At 66.0% G+C, this 19,396-nt stretch carries 21 protein-coding genes; 11 read left to right on the forward strand and 10 right to left on the reverse strand.

Features of this window, described 5'->3' with window-relative positions:
* Positions 1-198: 198 nt before the first annotated feature.
* The gene (locus BEMPMBAN_RS23890; RefSeq protein ID WP_159233745.1) at positions 199-948 is read right to left on the reverse strand and encodes a MerR family transcriptional regulator; all 750 of its coding nucleotides are present in this window, start codon (positions 946-948) and stop codon (positions 199-201) included.
* Between the two features lie 343 nt (positions 949-1,291).
* Between BEMPMBAN_RS23890 and BEMPMBAN_RS23895 the strand changes: the two genes are divergently transcribed.
* A complete protein-coding gene (locus BEMPMBAN_RS23895) occupies positions 1,292-2,569 on the forward strand; it encodes an MFS transporter (RefSeq protein ID WP_200846100.1) in 1,278 nt (425 codons plus the stop codon).
* On the opposite strand, the gene BEMPMBAN_RS23900 is transcribed toward BEMPMBAN_RS23895, so the two are convergent.
* Positions 2,554-3,765, reverse strand: coding sequence for a low temperature requirement protein A (locus BEMPMBAN_RS23900; protein WP_159233767.1), 1,212 nt, complete (start codon positions 3,763-3,765; stop codon positions 2,554-2,556). The genes BEMPMBAN_RS23895 and BEMPMBAN_RS23900 overlap by 16 nt on opposite strands.
* A gap of 152 nt (positions 3,766-3,917) precedes the next feature.
* On the opposite strand from BEMPMBAN_RS23900, the gene BEMPMBAN_RS23905 reads away from it, so the two are divergent.
* The gene (locus tag BEMPMBAN_RS23905) at positions 3,918-4,637 is read left to right on the forward strand and encodes an IspD/TarI family cytidylyltransferase (RefSeq protein WP_159233747.1); all 720 of its coding nucleotides are present in this window, start codon (positions 3,918-3,920) and stop codon (positions 4,635-4,637) included.
* Here the strand turns inward: BEMPMBAN_RS23905 and BEMPMBAN_RS23910 are convergent.
* The 6 genes from BEMPMBAN_RS23910 to BEMPMBAN_RS23935 all read right to left on the reverse strand — a co-directional run bounded on the left by BEMPMBAN_RS23910 (position 4,603) and on the right by BEMPMBAN_RS23935 (position 11,396).
* Complete coding sequence (locus BEMPMBAN_RS23910) at positions 4,603-5,277, reverse strand: IspD/TarI family cytidylyltransferase (RefSeq protein WP_159233748.1); 675 nt, start codon at positions 5,275-5,277, stop codon at positions 4,603-4,605. The two genes, BEMPMBAN_RS23905 and BEMPMBAN_RS23910, sit on opposite strands and share 35 nt — an antisense overlap.
* A gap of 18 nt (positions 5,278-5,295) precedes the next feature.
* The gene (locus tag BEMPMBAN_RS23915) at positions 5,296-5,943 is read right to left on the reverse strand and encodes a hypothetical protein (RefSeq protein ID WP_159233749.1); all 648 of its coding nucleotides are present in this window, start codon (positions 5,941-5,943) and stop codon (positions 5,296-5,298) included.
* A complete protein-coding gene (locus BEMPMBAN_RS23920; RefSeq protein ID WP_159233750.1) occupies positions 5,940-6,836 on the reverse strand; it encodes an Rv1363c family protein in 897 nt (298 codons plus the stop codon). The genes BEMPMBAN_RS23915 and BEMPMBAN_RS23920 overlap by 4 nt, the downstream gene beginning before the upstream one ends.
* Before the next feature lie 161 nt (positions 6,837-6,997).
* Entirely contained in the window at positions 6,998-8,458 is a 1,461-nt protein-coding gene (locus BEMPMBAN_RS23925) for a FadD3 family acyl-CoA ligase (RefSeq protein WP_159233751.1), read from the reverse strand.
* Positions 8,459-8,519: 61 nt separating this feature from the next.
* Complete coding sequence (locus BEMPMBAN_RS23930; RefSeq protein ID WP_159233752.1) at positions 8,520-9,710, reverse strand: amidohydrolase family protein; 1,191 nt, start codon at positions 9,708-9,710, stop codon at positions 8,520-8,522.
* A gap of 138 nt (positions 9,711-9,848) precedes the next feature.
* Positions 9,849-11,396: an AMP-binding protein gene (locus BEMPMBAN_RS23935; RefSeq protein WP_159233753.1), complete on the reverse strand. Its 1,548-nt coding sequence runs from the start codon at positions 11,394-11,396 to the stop codon at positions 9,849-9,851.
* 79 nt (positions 11,397-11,475) lie between these two features.
* Here BEMPMBAN_RS23935 and BEMPMBAN_RS23940 point away from each other — a divergent pair, with 79 nt between their 5' ends.
* From BEMPMBAN_RS23940 to BEMPMBAN_RS23970, 7 genes are all read left to right on the forward strand, one after another.
* The gene (locus tag BEMPMBAN_RS23940) at positions 11,476-12,192 is read left to right on the forward strand and encodes an enoyl-CoA hydratase/isomerase family protein (protein ID WP_159233754.1); all 717 of its coding nucleotides are present in this window, start codon (positions 11,476-11,478) and stop codon (positions 12,190-12,192) included.
* A 90-nt stretch (positions 12,193-12,282) separates the two neighbouring features.
* Positions 12,283-12,735, forward strand: a complete 453-nt coding sequence (locus BEMPMBAN_RS23945; RefSeq protein WP_159233755.1) for a Zn-ribbon domain-containing OB-fold protein — start codon at positions 12,283-12,285, stop codon at positions 12,733-12,735.
* 10 nt (positions 12,736-12,745) lie between these two features.
* The gene (locus BEMPMBAN_RS23950; RefSeq protein ID WP_159233756.1) at positions 12,746-13,906 is read left to right on the forward strand and encodes a thiolase family protein; all 1,161 of its coding nucleotides are present in this window, start codon (positions 12,746-12,748) and stop codon (positions 13,904-13,906) included.
* Between the two features lie 84 nt (positions 13,907-13,990).
* Positions 13,991-14,734 carry a hypothetical protein gene (locus BEMPMBAN_RS23955; protein WP_159233757.1) on the forward strand — a complete coding sequence of 248 codons (744 nt, stop codon included), beginning with the start codon at positions 13,991-13,993 and terminating at the stop codon, positions 14,732-14,734.
* Entirely contained in the window at positions 14,731-15,489 is a 759-nt protein-coding gene (locus tag BEMPMBAN_RS23960; RefSeq protein ID WP_234897670.1) for a hypothetical protein, read from the forward strand. Before BEMPMBAN_RS23955 ends, BEMPMBAN_RS23960 begins: the two co-directional genes overlap by 4 nt.
* A complete protein-coding gene (locus BEMPMBAN_RS23965; protein ID WP_159233758.1) occupies positions 15,486-16,082 on the forward strand; it encodes a cytochrome c oxidase subunit 3 family protein in 597 nt (198 codons plus the stop codon). Before BEMPMBAN_RS23960 ends, BEMPMBAN_RS23965 begins: the two co-directional genes overlap by 4 nt.
* Positions 16,083-16,086: 4 nt before the next feature.
* The gene (locus tag BEMPMBAN_RS23970) at positions 16,087-16,380 is read left to right on the forward strand and encodes a cytochrome C oxidase subunit IV family protein (RefSeq protein WP_159233759.1); all 294 of its coding nucleotides are present in this window, start codon (positions 16,087-16,089) and stop codon (positions 16,378-16,380) included.
* Here BEMPMBAN_RS23970 and BEMPMBAN_RS23975 read toward each other — a convergent pair.
* A complete protein-coding gene (locus BEMPMBAN_RS23975) occupies positions 16,368-17,018 on the reverse strand; it encodes a TetR/AcrR family transcriptional regulator (RefSeq protein WP_159233760.1) in 651 nt (216 codons plus the stop codon). The genes BEMPMBAN_RS23970 and BEMPMBAN_RS23975 overlap by 13 nt on opposite strands.
* Positions 17,019-17,187: 169 nt before the next feature.
* Between BEMPMBAN_RS23975 and BEMPMBAN_RS23980 the strand changes: the two genes are divergently transcribed.
* Positions 17,188-18,468, forward strand: coding sequence for a cytochrome P450 (locus tag BEMPMBAN_RS23980; RefSeq protein WP_159233761.1), 1,281 nt, complete (start codon positions 17,188-17,190; stop codon positions 18,466-18,468).
* 130 nt (positions 18,469-18,598) lie between these two features.
* A complete protein-coding gene (locus tag BEMPMBAN_RS23985; protein ID WP_159233762.1) occupies positions 18,599-19,039 on the forward strand; it encodes an Rv2576c family protein in 441 nt (146 codons plus the stop codon).
* Here the strand turns inward: BEMPMBAN_RS23985 and BEMPMBAN_RS23990 are convergent.
* On the reverse strand, positions 19,040-19,396 hold a 357-nt coding region (locus tag BEMPMBAN_RS23990), incomplete at its 5' end, for a hypothetical protein (RefSeq protein WP_159233763.1).

The raw sequence follows: 19,396 nt of genomic DNA on the forward strand, positions 1-19,396 counted from the left end.
CAACGTACGCGCAAACGTCTTGTCCCGTGTTTTCGCGATGTGTCCAAGTTTGCTGACGAAACTTACTAGTCGGTAAGTCTCAGTCCACTGACAAAAACGCGGCTTGAAAATGTGGTTGTTGTCGTCGCCCACACCCGCAGCGCCGGCGAAGCGCGCGTCGGGTCGTCGATCGAGGGAGGCGTCGAATTTCCCAGATCGTCATTCGGCCTTCTGCGTTCCCCGTGGCTCCCACTCGCCGCTGAACAGGATCCCGGCGGTGTAATCGGTCGCCGAGTTCACCATCAGGCGCCGGGTGGCCTCGTCGAAGCGCGCGCCCAGGACGGCGGCCACCAGCTCGCGAAAGTCCTGGACCACTTGACGCAAGCTGTCCATCTCGTCGGGCCGGGGCAGGTAATGAGTGCCGACCCGGGCACGGTACAAACTGGTCAAGCTCGCCTGGAACGCCTTGGCGGCATCGTCGATGGGGCCATCGGCGGCCTCGATGAATTTCAACAGCGCACGCACATGCAGCAGGCGGTCCGGCGACCGGCCCAGGATCTCGCCGATCACGCCGTCCACCGCCATCACCACCTCGCCGTCGACGATCTCGGCCAGACCATAGGACACCAACCTACGGGCCTCCTCGGTCTCGGCGTCGAGACCGACGGCCTCCCCCCGGTCCTCCGGCGTGGTCGGCGGTCCGAGCACAGCCCGCTGAAGCCCCAGGATGTCGGCCAGGTCGGTGCCCTGGCGCATGCTCGTGAAGAACTCCGCGATGTGGGTCGAGGTGTAGCCCTTGCGCAGCAACTCGCTGATGGTGTTGAGCTGCGAGAGGTGGTAGTCGTCGTAGAGAGCCGATCGACCCACCCTGCGGGGCGGGTCGAGAAGGCCGCGTTCCCGGTAGGCGCGAATGTTGCGGGTGCTGACACCGGACACCCGCGCGAGCTCCTGTAGCCGATACTCAGCCATCGCATCGCTTCCCCGTGCTCTGCCTGAGGCCGGATGAACCGGGACCGCAGCACTCCATGGATCAACTGTAACCGCGCCGCCAACCGGACGAGCGAAGTATTTTCACCGGGCAGGACCCAGCGAACTACGACGATCAGACCCTCTCTATCTGGGCAAACCCTGGTAGCAGCACACGACTTTCGACGTGGGTCCACACTTTCAGCCAACTACTGGGCGGTCGCGGGACCCCACCGTCCTACCCTCCCGCGACATATCAGTTGGCGCCGGCCCCCGAGTCTGGGGAATCATGGGTAGGCCGCCCCTGCAGTTGCAGGACATTAAGACAAATTGCGAGAGGTGCCGCGTGCGTCCCTGGATAATCTGGGCGACCGGGCTTCTCGCATACATCGTGGCTGTTCTGGACCGCACGACGCTGGGCGTCTCCGGACTGGCGGCCGCCGACCGGTTCAATGCGAGCCCGAGCCTGCTGGCGACGTTCGTCGTCCTCCAGGTCGTCGTATACGCCGGCGCTCAGGTACCCGCGGGGTTGCTGCTCGACCGATTCGGGTCGAAAGCGCTGATCGTGGCCGGGGCGGCGCTGATGGCGTCCGGCCAACTCGTCCTGGCATTCACCGAGTCGCTGCCGGCGGCCATCGCGGCGCGGGCGGTCGTCGGTCTCGGCGACGCGGTCACCTTCATCTCGGTACTGCGCCTGGTGCCTCACTGGTTCACCCCGCGCCAGGTCCCGCTGGTGACGCAGCTGACCGGGATCTGCGGGCAACTGGGTCAGGTGCTCTCGGCAGTGCCGTTCCTCGCGGTGCTGTCCGCCGCCGGCTGGTCTGTCGCCTACGCATCAGTGGCGGCCCTGGGCGTGCTGTCGATCGTCCTGATCATGCTCGTCGTCAAAGACGCCCCCGAGGGCCATGTCGTCACCGCAGAAGCGATGTCGGTCCGGCAGACCCTGATCAGCGTCCGGACAGTGTGGCTACGGCCGGGCACTCGGCTGGGGTTCTTCACCCACATGGGAACCCAGTTCTCGGTCACCGTGTTTGCGCTCATGTGGGGCGTGCCCTACCTGACGGTGGCCCAGGGACTGTCCGCAGCGGCAGCCGGAACTCTGCTGACCGTGTCGGTCGTCGCCGCGATCTCCTCCGGCGTGCTGGTGGGTATCTTCACCGGCCGACACCCCCAGCGACGCTCCCGGCTGGTGCTCGCCATCATCGCCAGCAACGCTCTGGTGTGGACGGTGGTGCTGGCGCTTCCCGGGCCGGCGCCGGCCTGGCTGCTCGTTGTCCTGGTCGTGGTCATCTCCGTCGGCGGGCCGGGGTCGATGGTGGGTTTCGACTTCGCGCGCACGTTCAACCCCACCGCCACCCTGGGCACTGCCCAGGGCATGGTCAACATGGGCGGCTTCCTTGCGTCGCTGCTGCTCATGCAGGGAATGGGGCTGATCCTGGAGGCGCGGGGTGGTATCTCCTTCGATTCGTTTCGGGTGGCCTGGACGCTGCAATACGCGGTGTGGACCCTCGCGGTGGTCGGCATCCTGATCACCCGGAGCAAGGCGCGCAAACTACTACAGCAGCAGAACGACCAGCTGCTTCTCGAGGGCGCGGGGAGCCTCGACGGTCAGGGGTCGCGGTGATTGCGTTCGACGGCCTCGGCGGCGTGTCGATGTCCTCGCCACTCGTACCCCACGACGGAAACCACCGGCGCCAACGTCACCACAAGCAGACAGTTGGCCATCGAGAATCCGTTGACCGCCAGTAGCACGGACACGCCGAGCACGGCGGCACCACCGGCGAACAGCAGCAGGTGCAAGAGCCGGACGGTGTGCGTCATCACCGCGTAGAGCACGTAGATCATCAAGATGTACACCCCGACCGGAATCACCACCGACAGCACCGTGCCCACCGATCCCAGCTCCGAGTGCCGCTCGATGTAGTAGGCCGCAGCGTGCAGTCCGGCCCCGGTCGCCACGATCGAGGCGAACACCAAAATGTGCAGATAGCCGAACAAGAAGGACCGTTCGCGGCGGGCGTGCAGGATGTCGGCCTGCGGCAGAACGAAATAGGTCCACCACATGCCGAACGTCAGACCCATCCCGGCGACACCGATGAACACCGCCTCGACAGACCAGCCCTGCTCGCCCACCACCGCCGACAACGACGCGACAGTCCCGACCACGCCCTCGCCGAGGGCGATGATCGTGAACAGTCCGTATCTCTCGACGATGTGGTGGGCGTGCCATGGGGTGCCCCCCTGCCGTGACTCCGCGATGACCGGCCCCATCATCTCCACGAGGATCAGCGCCACCACGACGGCCGCGGTCGCCAGAACCGGGGTGTGGACGAATATCGCGATCACCCAGCCGAACTGGGCGACGGTGATCCACAACGCATACGTCAGGCACGCTGACCGCCGCGGCGGGTCCTGCCTGGCGGCGCGCAACCACTGGCCGACCATCGCGGTCCGCATCACCACATAACCGGCGACGACGACGGTGTTGTCGACGTGCTCGCCGTGTTCGATCGATGCGTAGAGCTGTGGGAGCCCGAGCGCCAGAATCACCACGCCGACCATCTGGACCATGGTCATGAGGCGATAGATCCAGTCGTCGGTGTCGTAGGCCGAGGCGAACCAGCTGAAGTTGATCCACGCCCAGCAGATCGCGAACATCGCGAAGAAGAAACCTGCGAGCCCGGCGCCGATGTGCCCGCCGGTGAGCGCGTGCGTGAACTCCGAGGCGGCGATGGCGAAGGCCACGACGAACGTGAGGTCGAAGAGCAGCTCCAGTGGCGTCGCCGCGCGAGTCGACTCGTGCGGGTCCCGTCCGACCATCCGCCGCACCCGATGGGCCCGGCCGCCACGTTGCTGCGCTTGCTCGCTCACAGAGCGTCCCCTTTCCACTGGATGTAGACCGTATCGCTCACCCGACCCAGCCGTTGGGCAGGTCGGCGCGGGCCAAGCGCCCGCCGCGATACTGTGCGTCCATGGGTGAGGCGGTCGGTGTGGTGCTGGCAGCCGGCCTGGGGACCCGGGTCGGCGCCGACGGGAACAAGGCATATCTGCCGCTTTCCGGGCGCAGCATGGTGACCTGGTCCCTACACACGCTGTCGACGCTGCCGGAGATCACGCGAACCGTCCTGGTGTACCGCCAGGGCGAGCGCGAGTTAGCCCGCGACAGCGTCGCGAGCGAACTTCCCGACGCGCACGTGGAACTGGTAGAAGGTGGCCAGACCAGGCACGGGTCGGAGTTCCGGGTGCTGCAGTACCTGTCCGCCGACATCGAATCGGGTGCCGTGGACGTGGTCGCCATCCACGACGCCGCGCGCCCGCTGGCCGGACCGCAGCTGTTCCGGACGGCGATCTCGGTGGCCCGGGAGTTCGGCGGCGCGCTGCCCGCGCTGCCGATCGGCGGGCTTGTCCGGGTGGGCGCGGGCGGGCTGGAATCGGTGGCCGACAGCGGCGCGCTGGTCAGAGTGCAGACGCCCCAGGCATTCCGGGCGCGTGAGCTGCTGCACGCGTATCGCTGCGCCGAAGCCGACGGGTTCGAAGGCACGGACACGTCGTCGTGTATCGAGCGCTACACGGATGCCCAGGTGCGCACCATCCCTGGCGACGCCACCAACCTGAAGGTCACCTACGCGCGTGACATCGCCGTCGCGGAACGCCTTCTCACCGCACCGGCGGGTCCTGCCGAGTCGCGATGAGGGCCGCGAGATAGCCTGCGTCACGCGGCAACTCGACGCGCAGCGCTTCGTCGTCACCCTCGATGAGGGTCACCGGGATCCCTGCCGACAGCGCCGCCTCCAGTTCATCGAACGGGCCCGATCGGTGCCGGTGCACCAGCTGCGCCAGCACGTCGGCGGTGAACCCGCGGGGATACTGCACGGTACGCAGCTGGGAGCGGTCCAACGTCGCGGTCAGGACACCACCCGAGTCGACCGCCTTCACGCTGTCGGTCACCGGCCGGGCGGGCATCACCGCCACGGCCTCCTCCCGCAGCGCGACCGCGATGCGGTCGACGACACCGGTACCGATCGTGGGCCACTGGAGGTCGTGCACGACCACATGACTGGTGTCGACGGCCGCCAGACCGGCGGCCAGGCAGTGCACGCGTTCACCGGGCGAATCGGAAACGACCACCCGCACCCTCGAAAAAGACTGTCCGACAAGGGCTTCAGCAACCTCATCGGCAAGAGGGACGGCCACCGCGATCACGACGTCAGCTGCCGCCTCGAGAGCCCGGACAGCCCGGATCAGCGGAGAGACTCCCGCTACCGCGGCGAACACCGCGTCCCGGCGCCGCGCGAACACCATCGGCACCGGCAGGATCGCCGTCACAGTCACGGCGCTGAGGTTATACCGCTATACCGGGTCGAACGACTCGATGAGCCAAGCGCCGTCGATCTTCGTCAGGCCCACCTTGACGCTGCTGGCTGCGAACGCCCCGTCGGGGTTCTCCTTGCTGGTGGTGGTCTGGTTGATGAACACCAGGACTTCCGCAGAATCCGGATGGATCTCCGACACCGCGGCCCGCGCCACAGATGCCGCGGTCTTGACCGATTTCTCGGTGGCGGCCGGCGTGACGATCTGTTCGGTGAACTGTGTGTAGTACGAGAGGAAGTCACCGGTGAGGCGGGCCTTGGCCGCAGCGAAGTCCTGATCGAGCGACTCAGGCGAATACGACAGCAGCGCGATCGTCCCGGTGGTGGCGGCATCGAGCGCGACCTTGGCTGCGGCGGCATCGGTCTGCTCGTCCGGTCGATACTGGTTGACATACAGCCAGCCGGCCAGTCCCGCGGACCCGAGCAGTGCGCCGGCCAGCAGGACGGCGGTCACCTTCGATCGGACGCCGCGCCGCGAACTGCGGGGACTGTCATCAACGGTCTCGGAGCTCGGCGTCACGTCAGCGGACTCAGTGTCGGTGTCGCCGGGCTCGTCACCGACCCCACCGTCGTCCGCAACGACGGTCGCGTCGACGTCCTTGTCTTTTTCGCTGTCTCCATCGCTCACGGGACGAACTCGACTTTCGACATCTTGATCTGGTCACCTTCTCGCTGCAGGTCCACGCTGAGTCGCCACGTCCGCGGCTCCTGGTTGGCGCCCTCGGAGTTGGTGACGCGGGAGGAGGCCGCGACGAGCACCACCGCCGAATCCTCGGTCATCGATTCCACGGCGACGGAGTTCACCGTGACCTCGGTGATGACCTTCGACGCGCGCGCCACCTCGACGAAGTCGGCAGCCTGCTGCTCGAAGTCGGTCTTGAACTGACCTGTCGAGTTGTCGATGATGCGCTGCACGTCCTCCTGCGCCTGGTTGAAGTCCAGGGACATCAGCGTCACCACACTCTGTCGACCCGCCGCGGTGTACTCGGCGTCCAACTGCTGCAGTGCGACCGCTTCGCGATGGTGCCAGACCATGTATCCGCTGACAGCCAGCAGGGCCGCCGTGCACACGATGACCAGCGCGGCGAGCAGCCCCTTCCAGCCCGGCCGCGGCAACCGGCGAGTGCGCCGGCCGGCCGGTGCGGACTCTTCGACGATCGCCTCGTCGCCGGTGTCGGGATCGACGGGCTCGGTGTCGATGGGCTCGGGATCGACGGCTTCGGTGTCGATGGGCTCGGGATCGACGGCTTCGGTGACGATGAGCTCGGCATCCGGTTCCGGTTCGACCTCGACCGAGTGGTCGTCGACCTCGACGGTTTCTCCGGCTTCGCGCCGCAACCTGATCGCGCGCGCCCGCGCGCGGGCGGCGGCCGCCATCGCCTCGGCCTCAGCGGCCTCTGCTTCGGCTTCCTCCGCCAGCGCTCGCGCCTGCTCGGCGTCGAGCGGACGGTCAGCGGCCTGCGGCGGCGGATCGACGCGGTCTGCGTCGATCACCGAGTCACGGCGCCTGAAAGACGGCACACCGACCTCCTGATCTGAACCGTCAGGCACGCGCATGCGCGTGCACTTCTGCGAGAATGACATTCTTCATTTTTGAGTATTGCCGCGACGATACCCGTCTCTGCGAGGCCCGGCAAAGAGCCCTCGTCTGCGGAAATACTGTTTACGCGCTGTGCGGATGCTCAGCGGTGACGCTCGTGCAACTTGTCCTTCATCACCTTGCCGGTGGCGTTCAACGGCAACTCGTCGAGGAACTCTACATACCGCGGCACCTTGAAACCGGCCATTCGGTCGCGACTCCACGCGATCAGTTGCTCGGCGGTCACAACACCATCGGTGTCCTCGTGCGTCTTCGGCACGACAAACGCCTTCCCCACCTGGCCCAGGCGGTCATCGGGCACCCCGATGACCGCAGCCTGGGCCACCGCGGGGTGTTCCAGTAGGAATCCTTCGATCTCGGCGGGATAGGCGTTGAAGCCCCCGACGATGAACATGTCCTTCTTCCGACCGACGATACGCAACCGACCGGCGTCGTCGATGGTGCCGAGATCGCCGGTGTGCAGCCACCCGTCCGGGTCGATCGCCTCAGCCGTGGCCACCGGGTCGTCGAGGTATCCCTGCATCACGGTGTAACCGCGGACCAGCACCTCACCGTCCTCGGCGATACGCATTTCGACGCCGTCGCAGGCCACCCCGGCAGTGGTCGCGATGTCCTCGAACGAGTCTCCCGGCCGCGACAAGGTCACCGTGCCCGCCTCGGTGAGGCCGTACCCGGTCGCCAGGGTCTGGAACGGAAGCTCCTCGTGCACCCGGCGCACCAGCTCGACCGGGATGTCGGCGGCACCTGTCACCCCCGCGCGAAGCGTCGCGAGGGCGGCCTTGTCCTCGACCCCCAACAGCGAGTGATACAGCGTCGGCGGTCCAGGCAACATCGTGACCCGCTCTGCGGCAATGAGTTCCACGACACGGTCGATGTCGAAAACCGGAACCGGCAGCATCGTCGCACCCCGGATGAACGAGGCGATCAGGCCGGCCTTGTAACCGAAGGTGTGGAAGTACGGATTGACCATCAGGTAGCGGTCATCTCGGCGGAGGTCCGCCAGATCGCACCACTCCTCGTACAGGCGCAGATTCTGCCGATGATTCATCATCACGCCTTTGGGTCGCCCGGTGGTGCCCGAGGTGAAGATGATGTCAGAGATGTCCTCGCCGTCGACCGGACGGCTGAACGGGCGACCGCTCGACAGAAAGTCGGACTTCACGTCGATGACCGGAACACCCTGGGGCGCGACGAAGTCCACGCCGAGGAAGCCCTGCTGGACGAGCACCGCTTTGGCCCCGCTGCGGCTGATGATGTCGGCTGCCTCGTCGACCTTGAACCGGGTGTTGACGGGAACCAGCACGCCGCCGGCGCTGACAAGACCGAACGCCGCGACGATCCACTCCACGCCATTGGGCGCCCAGATCGCGGCGCGATCCCCCTTCGCGATACCGAGCTCGGCGAACGCTCCTGCAGCACAACGGATCCGCTCGACCAGTTCGACGAAGGTCAAGCGCAGCGGACCGTCGACAACTGCCTCTGCGTCGCCGAATCGGTCCGCCGCGCTCGCGACCATCTCGGGGATGGTCGACCAGCGTGTCATCTCGCGCCGTCCCTCGACGGGCGCCGGGCGTCGTTGGCTGTCACCGCGCGTGGCTGGTACGTCACACCGTGACGAGGCGACCCAGGTTGCCGCCCATGATCTTCGCCTGGTCCTCGACGGCAAGATGCTCGAGCGCGGTCACGTAGTGCGTCGGCTCCGCCAGGCCCTCGGGGTGCGGCCAGTCCGAGCCGTACAGCACCTGGTCCACCCCGATCAGGTTGATCAGGTCGTCGATGCCCTCCTCGTAGAACGGGCTGACATAGATGCGCTTCTTGATCTCTTCCATCGGGTTGCCCAGGAAGGCCTCGGGGGCCTTCTTGTACACCTCCGTCATAGAGTCCAGCAGCGGGAACATCCACTTCGAGCCCGCCTCGACGATGCCCACCTTCAGCGTCGGGAATCGGAACAGCGCACCGTGGATCACCCAGGACGCCACCGCATCCTGAATCGGTCGCCACTCGTTGAGGATCGACATCGCGTTGGTCTGGAACGGCAGCATCTCCTGCGCGGCGCCATCCCACTCCGAGGTGTAGCGCGAGTAGCCGCTGTCACTGGAGTGCATTCCGACAAAGACGTCGTACTCGACGCACTTCTGCCAGAACGGGTCGAACTCCGGCAGCGCAAACGACCGCGGGCCACGGAATCCGGGCACCGGCGCAGGGCGGATCAAGATGGCCCTGGCGCCACGCTTGACCGCCCACTCCAGTTCCTCGATCGCCTTCTCGACGATCGGCAGCGTGATCACCGGGGTGGTGAAGATGCGATTCTGGTAGTTGAATCCCCACACTTCGTGGAGCCACTCGTTGAGTGCATGGACGATGACGTGGATGGCGATCGGGTCGTCGGACAGCCGCTCCTCGATCAGGCTGGCCAACGTCGGGAACATCAGCGTGCGGTCCAGACCCAACTCGTTCATCTTCTCGAGCCGCGGCCCGGGCTCGAAGAACGCCGGGATCGCCTTCATCGGCTCGCCGAAGAGTTCGCGCTTGCTCTTGCCGTCGGGGTTGCCGAACTTGAAGTACTCCTCCCACGCACCAGGCTTGGCCACCACCGAGAAGGTCGGGTTGGGAATGTAGTTGCTGATCTGGCCGCGCAGGGCGATTTTGGTGCGTCCGTTGACCTCCACGTACTGGACGATGTCCTTGTACTCCTTGGGCAGGAACTTCGTCAGCGCCTCCGGCGGCTCGTACAGATGGTTGTCCGCGTCGAACAACGGAAACGGGATGTCGACCCGGTGCGATAGTTGACCCATGGAACACTCCTTTTCTTCTTGGGAGAATCCTATTCTCATTGGCTGTCCGCCGCAATGAGCACTCCGCCCTCACGTGCTCCCGCACTCCGCCCTCACGTGCTCCCGCACACCACCCTCACGTGCTCCCGCACACCACCCTCACGTGCTCCCGCACTCCGCCCTCACGTGCTCCCGCACGGCGAACTTCTGGACCTTGCCGCTCGCCGTCCTCGGATAGTCGTCGACCCGGTGCAGCTCCTCCGGCCACTTCTGACGTGCCATCCCGGCGTCCTTGAAGTGAACGCGGACGTCCTCCAACGACGGCATCCGGTGGCCATGCCGAATGCGCAGCACGGCCGCGGCCCGCTCGCCGAGGCGGGCATCCGGCGCCGCCACGACGACAGCCTCGGCCACCTCCGGCATCGCCAGCAGTACTTCCTCGACCTCGACGGCGCTGATGTTCTCACCACCGCGGATGATCACGTCAGCCTTGCGGTCGGTGATCGTCAGATAGCCGTCCTCGTCGAGTACGCCGACATCGCCCGTGTGATACCAGCCCTCGTCGTCGAAGGCGCTGGCAGTCAACTCGTCGTCGGTGTACCCCAGGCACAGATCGGGACCGCGCGAGAGGATCTCTCCGTCCTCGGCGATCCTGATCTCGACGCCGGGTCGCGGATTGCCATCGGTGTAGAGGCGCTTGTCCTCCGGCGCCTGTGGGCCGGACCCGGTGATCGACGGGTGCTCGGTGCTGCCATAGGACCGGAAGACGTACATGCCGAGGTCGGCGAGCCGGCGGGTCACCGCCGCCGGCACCGTGGACCCACCGAGGCCGACCGTGGTGAACAGCCGACGGTGGTCGTCGGTGCAGTCGGGGTGGTCGAGCAGACTGGTGACGAAGTACGGGGGCCCTCCGCCGATCGACAGACCGTCGGATTTCATCAGCGCCAGGACCTTGCCGGGATCCCATACGTCGACCAGATCGATCGGGGCACCTTCGAGCACCGGTATCAGGAACGCACCGAGCATTCCGATGAAATGCCCGACGGGCGTGGCCGTGAGTTGGCGGCCGCGGTCTGGTGGATAATTCGCCAGGAGCTGGCGCGTCTCACAACTCAGCGTCTGATGGCTGTGGATGACGCCCTTGGGAGCGCGGGTGGTGCCCGACGTGAACGCGATCAGTGCGGGACCGACCGGGTCGGTCGCCAACGTCCCGGCCAGGGGCTCGTCGTCGAAGAGTTCGTCGAAGCCGGCGGTGCCCACAAGACCGACGATCGGCACGTCGGCACACAGATCGGGCTGATGCTGCATCCGACCGAACGCCTCGGCGGTGATGAACACCCGCGGCTTGGCCGCCGCCAGGATGTGCGCCAGCTCCTTGCGGCCGTAGAAGTGCACGATCGGCACGATGACGGCCCCCAGGAACGAGGCCGCCCAGAACGCGACGGCCGCTTCGCGCCAGTTCGGCAGCTGTATCGCCACGACATCGCCGGCGCCGATCCCACGCGAACGCAGACCGGCGGCCAAGCGGCGGGCGTCGTGTTCGACCTCGGCGAAGGTACCGGCGTACGGCCGCACTGCCGAATGGACATGGAAGCCGGTGTCGGGACTGGCCGCCAGGCCCTGAGCGAGAAGATCACCCAGGGTTTCCTGGGTCCACCAGCCCTGTTGCTGGTAGAGCTTGGTCAGCTCAACAGGAATTTCTCGCATGCCTGGGACCACCTCCCGTTCGGGAGGCGATGCTATTCTCCGCTCGCGAGAATGCCAATACCGCAGATGGAGAACGTTGATGGTGGACCTTGAAGTCGACGACGGTCTGGCGATCATCACCATCGACCGGCCGCACGCGCGTAATGCGATCTCGCTGGAGACCATGGACCAACTGGACAAAGCGCTCGACGGCGCGGCAGGGGCGGCCGCCCTCGCACTCACCGGGGCGGGCGACCGGGCGTTCGTCTCGGGCGGAGACCTGAAGGAACTCAGCGCGCTGCGCACCGAGGCGCAGGCCTCCGCGATGGCCTTCCGGATGAGGTCGATCTGCGACCGCATCGGCGCCTTCCCGGCGCCCACGGTGGCCGCGCTCAACGGTCATGCACTCGGCGGTGGCGCAGAGTTCGCGGTGGCAGCCGACATCCGGGTGGCAGCCGACGACATCAAGATCGGGTTCAACCAGGTCGCGCTGGCGATCATGCCGGCCTGGGGTGGTGCCGAGCGCCTCGCCGCCCTGGTCGGCTACAGCAGGGCGCTGTTGTTGGCGGGCACCGGTCGTATCGTCGGGGCACCCGAGGCCGAGCGAATCGGACTGATCGACCAGGTGATCCCTCGCGCATCCTTCGACGAGCAATGGCGGTTGATCGCGCGGTCGCTCGCCACCGCCCCCGCCGGTGAGGTCAAAAAGGTGTTGCGCGGCGTGCCCACCACCGAGGCCGTCGCGGCGTTCGCCCGTCTGTGGGTCTCCGAGGAACACTGGGAGGCGGCGGACAAGGTCGTCAAGCGAGGCAAGTGACCCCCCAGGGGGAATTGCTGTTGTGCGCAGACGAGTCACAGCGCGTTCCCCCGCATGTGTTCTCTCTAGACGAGAATGTCGTTTCCGATTATGGTCAATCGCGTGTCGACAACGCAGCGGGCACTCGCACCCGAGATCTCCACCTGGCCGGAAGACAATCCCCAGCTGATCGGCAGCAGATGTGACAGCTGCAGCGCAGCCACCTTTCCGGCGCAGCAACGCTGCCCCCGATGCAGTTCGGGGTCGATGTCGGAGCTGCTACTTCCCCGCGAAGGCACGTTGATCGCCTGGACCACCCAGGGCTTTCCACCCGGCGCGCCGTACGCCGGCCCGACAGGTAGGGACTTCGTGCCATTCGGCGTGGGTCTGGTGCAGCTCGGCATGGGAGATGACGCCGTCATCCGCGTCGAGGGCCGGCTCACCGAGAACGACCCGGCCAAGCTGGAATTCGGGCAGGCCGTCGAGTTGACCATGATCCCGTTCACCACCGACGCCGATGGCAACGACGTCGTCACCTTCGCATTCCAGCCGGTCAGCAGCTAAAGGACTGAAGATGAGCAATTCCGACTCCGCCAACGACGTCGCGATCATCGGCGTCGGCCTTCATCCGTTCGGCCGGTTCGACAAGACCGCCATGGAGATGGGCGCCGAGGCAATCGATCTCGCGCTGGCCGACGCCGGAATCGAATGGAAGAACATTCAGTTCGGCTTCGGGGGCAGCTATGAGGTGTCGAATCCGGACGCCGTGACCCGACTGGTCGGCCTGACCGGCATCACGTTCACCAACGTGTTCAATGCCTGCGCCACCGCGGCCTCGGCGATCCAGCAGACCGCGGACACGATCCGGCTGGGCAAGTACGACATCGGGATCGCCATCGGCTTGGACAAGCACCCGCGCGGCGCGTTCACCGACGATCCCGCCAAGCTCGCGCTACCGCAGTGGTATGCCGAGAACGGGCAGTTCGTCACCACCAAGTTCTTCGGCATGAAGGCCAACCACTACATCCACAAGCACGGCATCTCGGAGGAGACGCTGGCGCGGGTGGCCAACAAGAACTTCCGGAATGGCGCACTGAACCCGAATGCCTTTCGGCGCAAGGAAATCTCGGTCGAAGAGATCATGGCCTCGCCGGTGCTGAACTATCCGCTGCGGCAGTACATGTTCTGCGCTCCCGACGAAGGTGCGGCCGCAGTCATCATGTGCCGGGCCGACCTCGCCCACAAGTACACCGACAAGCCGGTATTCGTGCGCGCCAGCGAGATTCGTACGCGCACCTTCGGCGCCTACGAAGTCCACGCCACGTCGGCACCCCTCGACGAGGATGCCTCCCCCACCGTGTACGCGGCAAAGGCCGCCTACGAGGCGGCGGGCATCGGTCCCGAGGACATCGACATCGCCCAGTTGCAGGACACCGACGCCGGCGCCGAGGTCATCCACATGGCCGAGACGGGACTGTGCGCCGACGGCGAACAGGAGAAGTTGCTTGCCGACGGCGCCACCGAGATCCACGGCACGATACCCGTCAACACCGATGGCGGTTTGATTGCCAACGGCGAGCCCATCGGCGCCTCCGGACTTCGGCAGGTACACGAACTGGTGCGCCAACTGCGCGGTGAGGCCGGCGATCGCCAGGTCCCCGGAGAGCCACGCGTGGGTCTCGCCCAGGTCTACGGCGCCCCCGGCACCGCCTCGGCGACCATTCTCTCGCGGTAGCCACCCACCCCCCTGGAGCTCCAGTTGCCGATCGGCTACTCTTTGGTCGAGTAGCCGATCGGCAACCAATAGACGGGGGGCGTCATGCAGGTTCTTGCTGAGGCCGAGGAGTTGCCGCAGACGGCGAACATCAGGACCCAGCTGATCGCCCTGTGGACGACCCCGGTCATCGGTGCGATCCTGCTGGTCGCGTTCCTGGCCTTCCCCGGCTTCCTGCCGCCGATGTCACCCACGATGTCAGCCGACGAGGTCGCCGCGTTCTATGCGGACAACACCGCGATGATCCGGTTCAGCATGATCACCTACAACCTGTGCGCCATCATGCTTTTGCCGTTCTTCGCGGTGATCGTCGTGCAGATGAAGCGCATGGCCACCCAGAGCCACGCGCTGGCCTACTGCTATCTCACCGCGGTGGTCAGCGGCGCTACCATCTTCGCGCTGGCCGACATCTTCTACCTGGTCGCGGCGTTCCGTCCGGAGCGCAGCCCGGAGCTCCTGCTGCTGCTCAACGACCTGGCGTGGATCACACTGGTGGCTCCGGTCGGGATGCTCGTGGCGCAGAACCTCCTGCTCGCGCTCGCTGTCTACCTGGACACCGGGCCGAAACCCGTGTTTCCGCGCTGGGTCGGCCATTTCGCGGTCGTGACCGGGCTGGCCATGGCCCCGGCGGCAGCCGCAGCGGTGTTTCAGACCGGCCCGCTCGCCTGGAACGGCGCGATCTCCTTCTGGTTGCGCGCCGGCGCCTTCACCCTGTTCGTCGTGGTGATGTTCTTCGTGCTGCGGTCGGCGGTACACAGGCAGGCCGTCGAGGAGGGCGTGGCGCGATGAGTGCGGTGATCTCACCGGACTCGAAAACCGCTGCGGCCGGTCAGCCCTTCGCCACGACGAGCAAGCGCGACATCTGGATCGTCTTCTCGATAGTGCCGGCGTTCTACGCCGCATTCGGCGCGATCTTCTTCCTGCTCGCCAGGACGATGCCGCCGCCGCGGCCGGACGTGACCACCGAGCAGAAGGTCGAGTTCTTCACCACGCACGGCCTGACGATCCAGATCGGGTTCGGTTTTCTGATCCTGATCGTCGGTGGCGCCGGGGTTGCCAACGGCATCGTCGTGTACCACATGAAGCGCATGTCGGCGGGTTCGACGATGGCCTACGTGTACATGGGCGGGATGGCCGTCGGGGCGCTTCCGGGTTGCCTTCTGGTCGCCTTCTGCTTCCTGGTGGCCGCCTTCCGTCCCGACCGCGATCCCGAGGTGCTGGCCCTGCTCTACGACCTGGGGTGCCTGTCCTACGTCGGTTCGCTGGGTTGCTTCACCGCCGCATACTTCGGCTTCGCCATCGCGATCCTCTACGACCGCAACCGAATATTTCCGAAATGGCTTGGCTACGTGACCATCTGGCAGATCGTCACGGAGATCATGGCAGTGCCGGTGTTCATTTCACCGGCGGGTCCGTTCGCCTGGAACGGTTCGATGTCGTTCTGGACCGGAACGGTGATCTTCGGTTTCTGGCTGTCGTGCGTGATCTTCTTCCTCAAGAAGGCCAACGAGGAACAACCCGCCGACCAGGCTCCGCTGCCATGACGGACACGACGCAGGAGGCACCTGCACACGCCAAGGGGGCACAGGACACGCACCTGCCCGGCGACGGGGCCATGTGGGTGATGGTGCTCGGCGACCTGGTCATCTTCGGGTCCTACTTCCTGATTTTCATGGTGCACCGTGCGATGGCGCCACAGGAGTTCCTCGAGGCGCAGCAGCATCTCAACCTCAATGTCGGAGTCCTCAACACCCTTGTGCTACTGACGAGTTCGTGGTTTGTGGCGCGCAGCGTGCTGGCCGCCCGCAGTGGCGACCACCATGCAGCGCTCCGCCTGACCTACGCCGGAGGCGCGTGCGGGGCGCTGTTCATCGTCATCAAGGCCTACGAGTGGACGACGAAGGTCGCCGAGGGTCACACGATGACCGGAAGCGAGTTCTTCATGTTCTACTTCATGCTCACCGGCGTCCATCTGTTCCACGTCTCGCTGGGACTGCTGATCCTGGGAATCGTCGTGCGGGAACTGCACAATCCGCGTAAACGCCGGATGTCGATGGTCGAGTCGAGCGCGACCTACTGGCACATGGTCGATCTGCTGTGGGTCGTGATCTTCGGCCTGCTGTATGTGATGAGGTGACCGGTTGACCACGACCACACCCCACGCGACCGCGTCCACCCGCGCGATCACAGTTGCCTGGCTCGCCCTGTCGGCGATCACGGTGGTCTCGTGGTGGCTCGCTCCGGGACATTCCGGAGCTCACGCGAGCGCCAGCGTGCCCATCACCGTCGCGGCGATTCTGCTGGGGTTCATCAAAGGCCGCCTGATCATCCGGTATTTCATGGAGGTCCGCGGCGCCCCGGGGTGGCTGCGGCACAGCACCGACCTCTGGCTGACCGTGCTGTGGACGACGATCCTGGTGATCTACCTCTGGTGAGCGCCGGCGCCGTCGCCGTCGTCGGCGACCGGGACGGCAGGCGCCATGTCCTCCTGTGGCTCGCCCTCGAGGCGCCGCAGCCATCCTTCACAGAACGCGAAAGTCTCTTCGTGACCGGTGGACATCCCGAGCGCCCGCTCCATCACCATCGCCTGCGAGACACTCGTCGCGAACACCGTCCACACCACCGGTGGCACGTCGGCGACCTCGATGCCATGGCTTCGAAGCGCAGCGGCGATGGCCCGGTTCTGCTCGTCGCGGAACCGCTCGGCGTAGTAGACGATCTCCGCGCGCAGGGCCTTGCGGTGGTTGGCCAGACCCATGAACTCCATGGTCAGTCTAGTGGCCTCGGGAGCGGTGCTGAACCGCCACAGCGCCCACAGCGGCTGCGGCGACTGCAGCGCCGTGGTGAGGACCCTGAGACCCTCTTCGGCCCGGCGGTGGAACACCGCCAGGAACAGATCCTCCATGGTGCGGAAGTAGTAATGCACCAGCTGCGGCTTCAACCCTGCCCGGTCGGCCACCCGGCGCGAGGTCACCGCCGCGTAGCCCTCCTCGATCAGCAGCTGCTCGGCCGCATCGAGCAACACGACGCGGTTCTTCGCGTCCGGCGCCCCGATCCGTCGCGGCGATGCCATGCCCAATTCCCGCTTCCCCAACTCGCCCGCTCATTGCCTGCGTGTCGCTTCGATCTTGACCCTAACTCTTACACCATGCTAAGCAGGTGCTCAGCATTATCGCGAAACACCCACATTGAGCGAATCAGCCGATCCCTCGATCAGCAGCAGCCCCGGGAGGCAACAGCACATGAGCGACTTCGACACGATCGATTACTTCACTGATCAGTCTCTTGTGCCGGACCCGCACCCGTATTTCGACCATCTCCGGAGCAAGTGTCCGGTGGTGCGCGAGCCCAACTACGGCGTCCTGGCCATCACGGGCTACGACGAGGCCGCGACCGTCCTCAAGGACCCCGACACGTTCTCATCGTGCATCGCCGTGGCCGGTCCGTTCCCGCCGTTGCCGTTCACGCCCGAGGGTGACGACATCACCGCACAGATCATCGCTCACCGGTCACAGATGCCGATGTTCGAGCACATGGTCACCATGGACCCGCCCGAACACACCAACGCGCGTTCGCTGCTCAACCGCCTGCTCACCCCCAGCCGGTTGAAGGAGAACGAGGACTTCATGTGGCGGCTGGCCGACGAGGTTCTGGACGACTTCATCTCCGCGGGCAAATGCGAATTCCTGAGCGCATACGCAAAACCTTTCTCGCTGTTGGTGATCGCCGATCTGCTCGGTGTTCCGCAAGCTGATCACGAAGAGTTCCGCATAGTCCTCGGCTCACCCAGGCCGGGCGCGACCGTCGGATCTCTCGACCACAGCGACCTGGTGGGCCTCAACCCGCTGGAGTGGCTCGACGACAAGTTCGTCGGATACCTCGAGGACCGTCGCGCCGCACCCCGCGACGACGTACTGACGGCACTGGCCACCGCCAAGTACCCCGACGGATCAACACCGCCGGTGCTCGAAGTGGCGCGCTCGGCGACATTCCTGTTCGCGGCGGGGCAGGAGACCACCACCAAGCTGCTCTCCGCCTCGCTGCGGGTGCTCGGTGACCACCCCGACATCCAGGACACCCTGCGTCACGACCGCAGCCGCATCCCGGTGTTCGTGGAGGAGGCACTGCGGATGGACGCCCCGGTCAAGAGTCAGTTCCGGCTCGCGAAGAAGAACACCACGGTCGGGGACATGGAGGTGCCGGCGGGCACCACGTTGATGGTGTGCCCCGGGGCGGTGAACCGGGACCCCAAGCGGTTCGAGCATCCCCACGAGTTCGATTTGAACCGCAAGAACGTCCGGGAGCACATCGCATTCGGCCGGGGCGTGCATTCCTGCCCGGGAGGCCCGCTGGCCCGCGTCGAGGGGCGCGTGTCCATCGAGCGCATCCTGGACCGGATGGGCGACATCGCCATCGACGAGGAGAAGCACGGCCCGGCCGGCGACCGTGCCTACAACTACGAGCCCACCTTCATCCTGCGGGGCCTGACCGAGCTGAACATCACGTTCACCCCGCAGGGGTAGCCCATTCTTGCCGCCGGAATTGCATTCCAGCAGGCGCCCACTCGCAGATCGGCTGCTGGAATACCGTTCCGGCGGGAGGTGGGTCGGCCAATTCGGGCACACCGCGGGAAGCGTGTTCTAAGATCTGAAAATGCTGTTCTGCAAACCGCTTCCACTTGTCGCTGCCGCCGCGGTCGGCTTGTTCGCAGCCAGTGCCGTCATCGCCGATGTGGACGCCGGCGCCCAGCCGGGCCTGCACCACGTGCGCTACACGGTGGGGGCCAGCGAGGACATCGCGAACGCGGAGATCTACTACCGCGATACCCAGCCGCCCAACTGGGCCGAGTACAGCCACAACACCTATCTCTACACGCCCAACGCCGAAGCCAACCTCGGTCCGGGACAGCCGTGGGTGCTCGAAGCGATGTTGGCCGACCCCGAGGATTGGGCGATGGTGGTCGTCGGCCTGCCGGGACCCACCACCGCGCCACTGACGGAGCCGGGCTTTGTCTGCGAATTGCGTGTCGACGACGTCGTGGTGGCGACCGATTCGGGAACCAAGGGTGCGCTCTGTTCGCTGCGCACCTGGTGACTACTGCGGTGGCGGATTGCCGCCGCCCACCGACTGGTCCCCGCGCGCCCAGTAGGACCGGTTGTCCTTCGCCACGCAGGTCAGGAAAAGTCCGTCCGGCGCCTGCGCCACTTCCCCGTCGAGGCTCGGGCACAGGTCACCCTCGTTCTTGATGCCGTGCATCTCCGGTGACCGGAACCATCGTGGCTCATACCGCCGCGGCGATCCGCAGAACACCAGCCGACCCCAGTCGGTCACCCCGAACACGTAGTAGGTGGTGTTGTTGCAGTAAGAGCCCAACACGATGTTGGGCGCGATGCCCGGCGTGCAGTTGGGGTAGTTGCATTCGGCGCCGGGGGGCGGCGGGGGCGGTTGGGC

The sequence above is a fragment of the Mycolicibacterium austroafricanum genome (assembly GCF_902705885.1).
Lineage (GTDB): Bacteria > Actinomycetota > Actinomycetes > Mycobacteriales > Mycobacteriaceae > Mycobacterium > Mycobacterium vanbaalenii_A.

What these genes read in the sequence shown, in the direction of transcription:
- BEMPMBAN_RS23955 (WP_159233757.1), top strand. Translation starts at nt 13,991, where the DNA reads ATGCAGGTTCTTGCTGAGGCCGAGGAGTTGCCGCAGACGGCGAACATC.
- BEMPMBAN_RS23900 (WP_159233767.1), bottom strand. Translation starts at nt 3,765, where the DNA reads ATGGTCGGACGGGACCCGCACGAGTCGACTCGCGCGGCGACGCCACTG.
- BEMPMBAN_RS23940 (WP_159233754.1), top strand. Translation starts at nt 11,476, where the DNA reads ATGGTGGACCTTGAAGTCGACGACGGTCTGGCGATCATCACCATCGAC.
- BEMPMBAN_RS23930 (WP_159233752.1), bottom strand. Translation starts at nt 9,710, where the DNA reads ATGGGTCAACTATCGCACCGGGTCGACATCCCGTTTCCGTTGTTCGAC.
- BEMPMBAN_RS23975 (WP_159233760.1), bottom strand. Translation starts at nt 17,018, where the DNA reads ATGGCATCGCCGCGACGGATCGGGGCGCCGGACGCGAAGAACCGCGTC.
- BEMPMBAN_RS23945 (WP_159233755.1), top strand. Translation starts at nt 12,283, where the DNA reads ATGGTCAATCGCGTGTCGACAACGCAGCGGGCACTCGCACCCGAGATC.
- BEMPMBAN_RS23960 (WP_234897670.1), top strand. Translation starts at nt 14,731, where the DNA reads ATGAGTGCGGTGATCTCACCGGACTCGAAAACCGCTGCGGCCGGTCAG.
- BEMPMBAN_RS23965 (WP_159233758.1), top strand. Translation starts at nt 15,486, where the DNA reads ATGACGGACACGACGCAGGAGGCACCTGCACACGCCAAGGGGGCACAG.
- BEMPMBAN_RS23950 (WP_159233756.1), top strand. Translation starts at nt 12,746, where the DNA reads ATGAGCAATTCCGACTCCGCCAACGACGTCGCGATCATCGGCGTCGGC.
- BEMPMBAN_RS23890 (WP_159233745.1), bottom strand. Translation starts at nt 948, where the DNA reads ATGGCTGAGTATCGGCTACAGGAGCTCGCGCGGGTGTCCGGTGTCAGC.
- BEMPMBAN_RS23985 (WP_159233762.1), top strand. Translation starts at nt 18,599, where the DNA reads ATGCTGTTCTGCAAACCGCTTCCACTTGTCGCTGCCGCCGCGGTCGGC.
- BEMPMBAN_RS23935 (WP_159233753.1), bottom strand. Translation starts at nt 11,396, where the DNA reads ATGCGAGAAATTCCTGTTGAGCTGACCAAGCTCTACCAGCAACAGGGC.
- BEMPMBAN_RS23980 (WP_159233761.1), top strand. Translation starts at nt 17,188, where the DNA reads ATGAGCGACTTCGACACGATCGATTACTTCACTGATCAGTCTCTTGTG.
- BEMPMBAN_RS23925 (WP_159233751.1), bottom strand. Translation starts at nt 8,458, where the DNA reads ATGACACGCTGGTCGACCATCCCCGAGATGGTCGCGAGCGCGGCGGAC.
- BEMPMBAN_RS23905 (WP_159233747.1), top strand. Translation starts at nt 3,918, where the DNA reads ATGGGTGAGGCGGTCGGTGTGGTGCTGGCAGCCGGCCTGGGGACCCGG.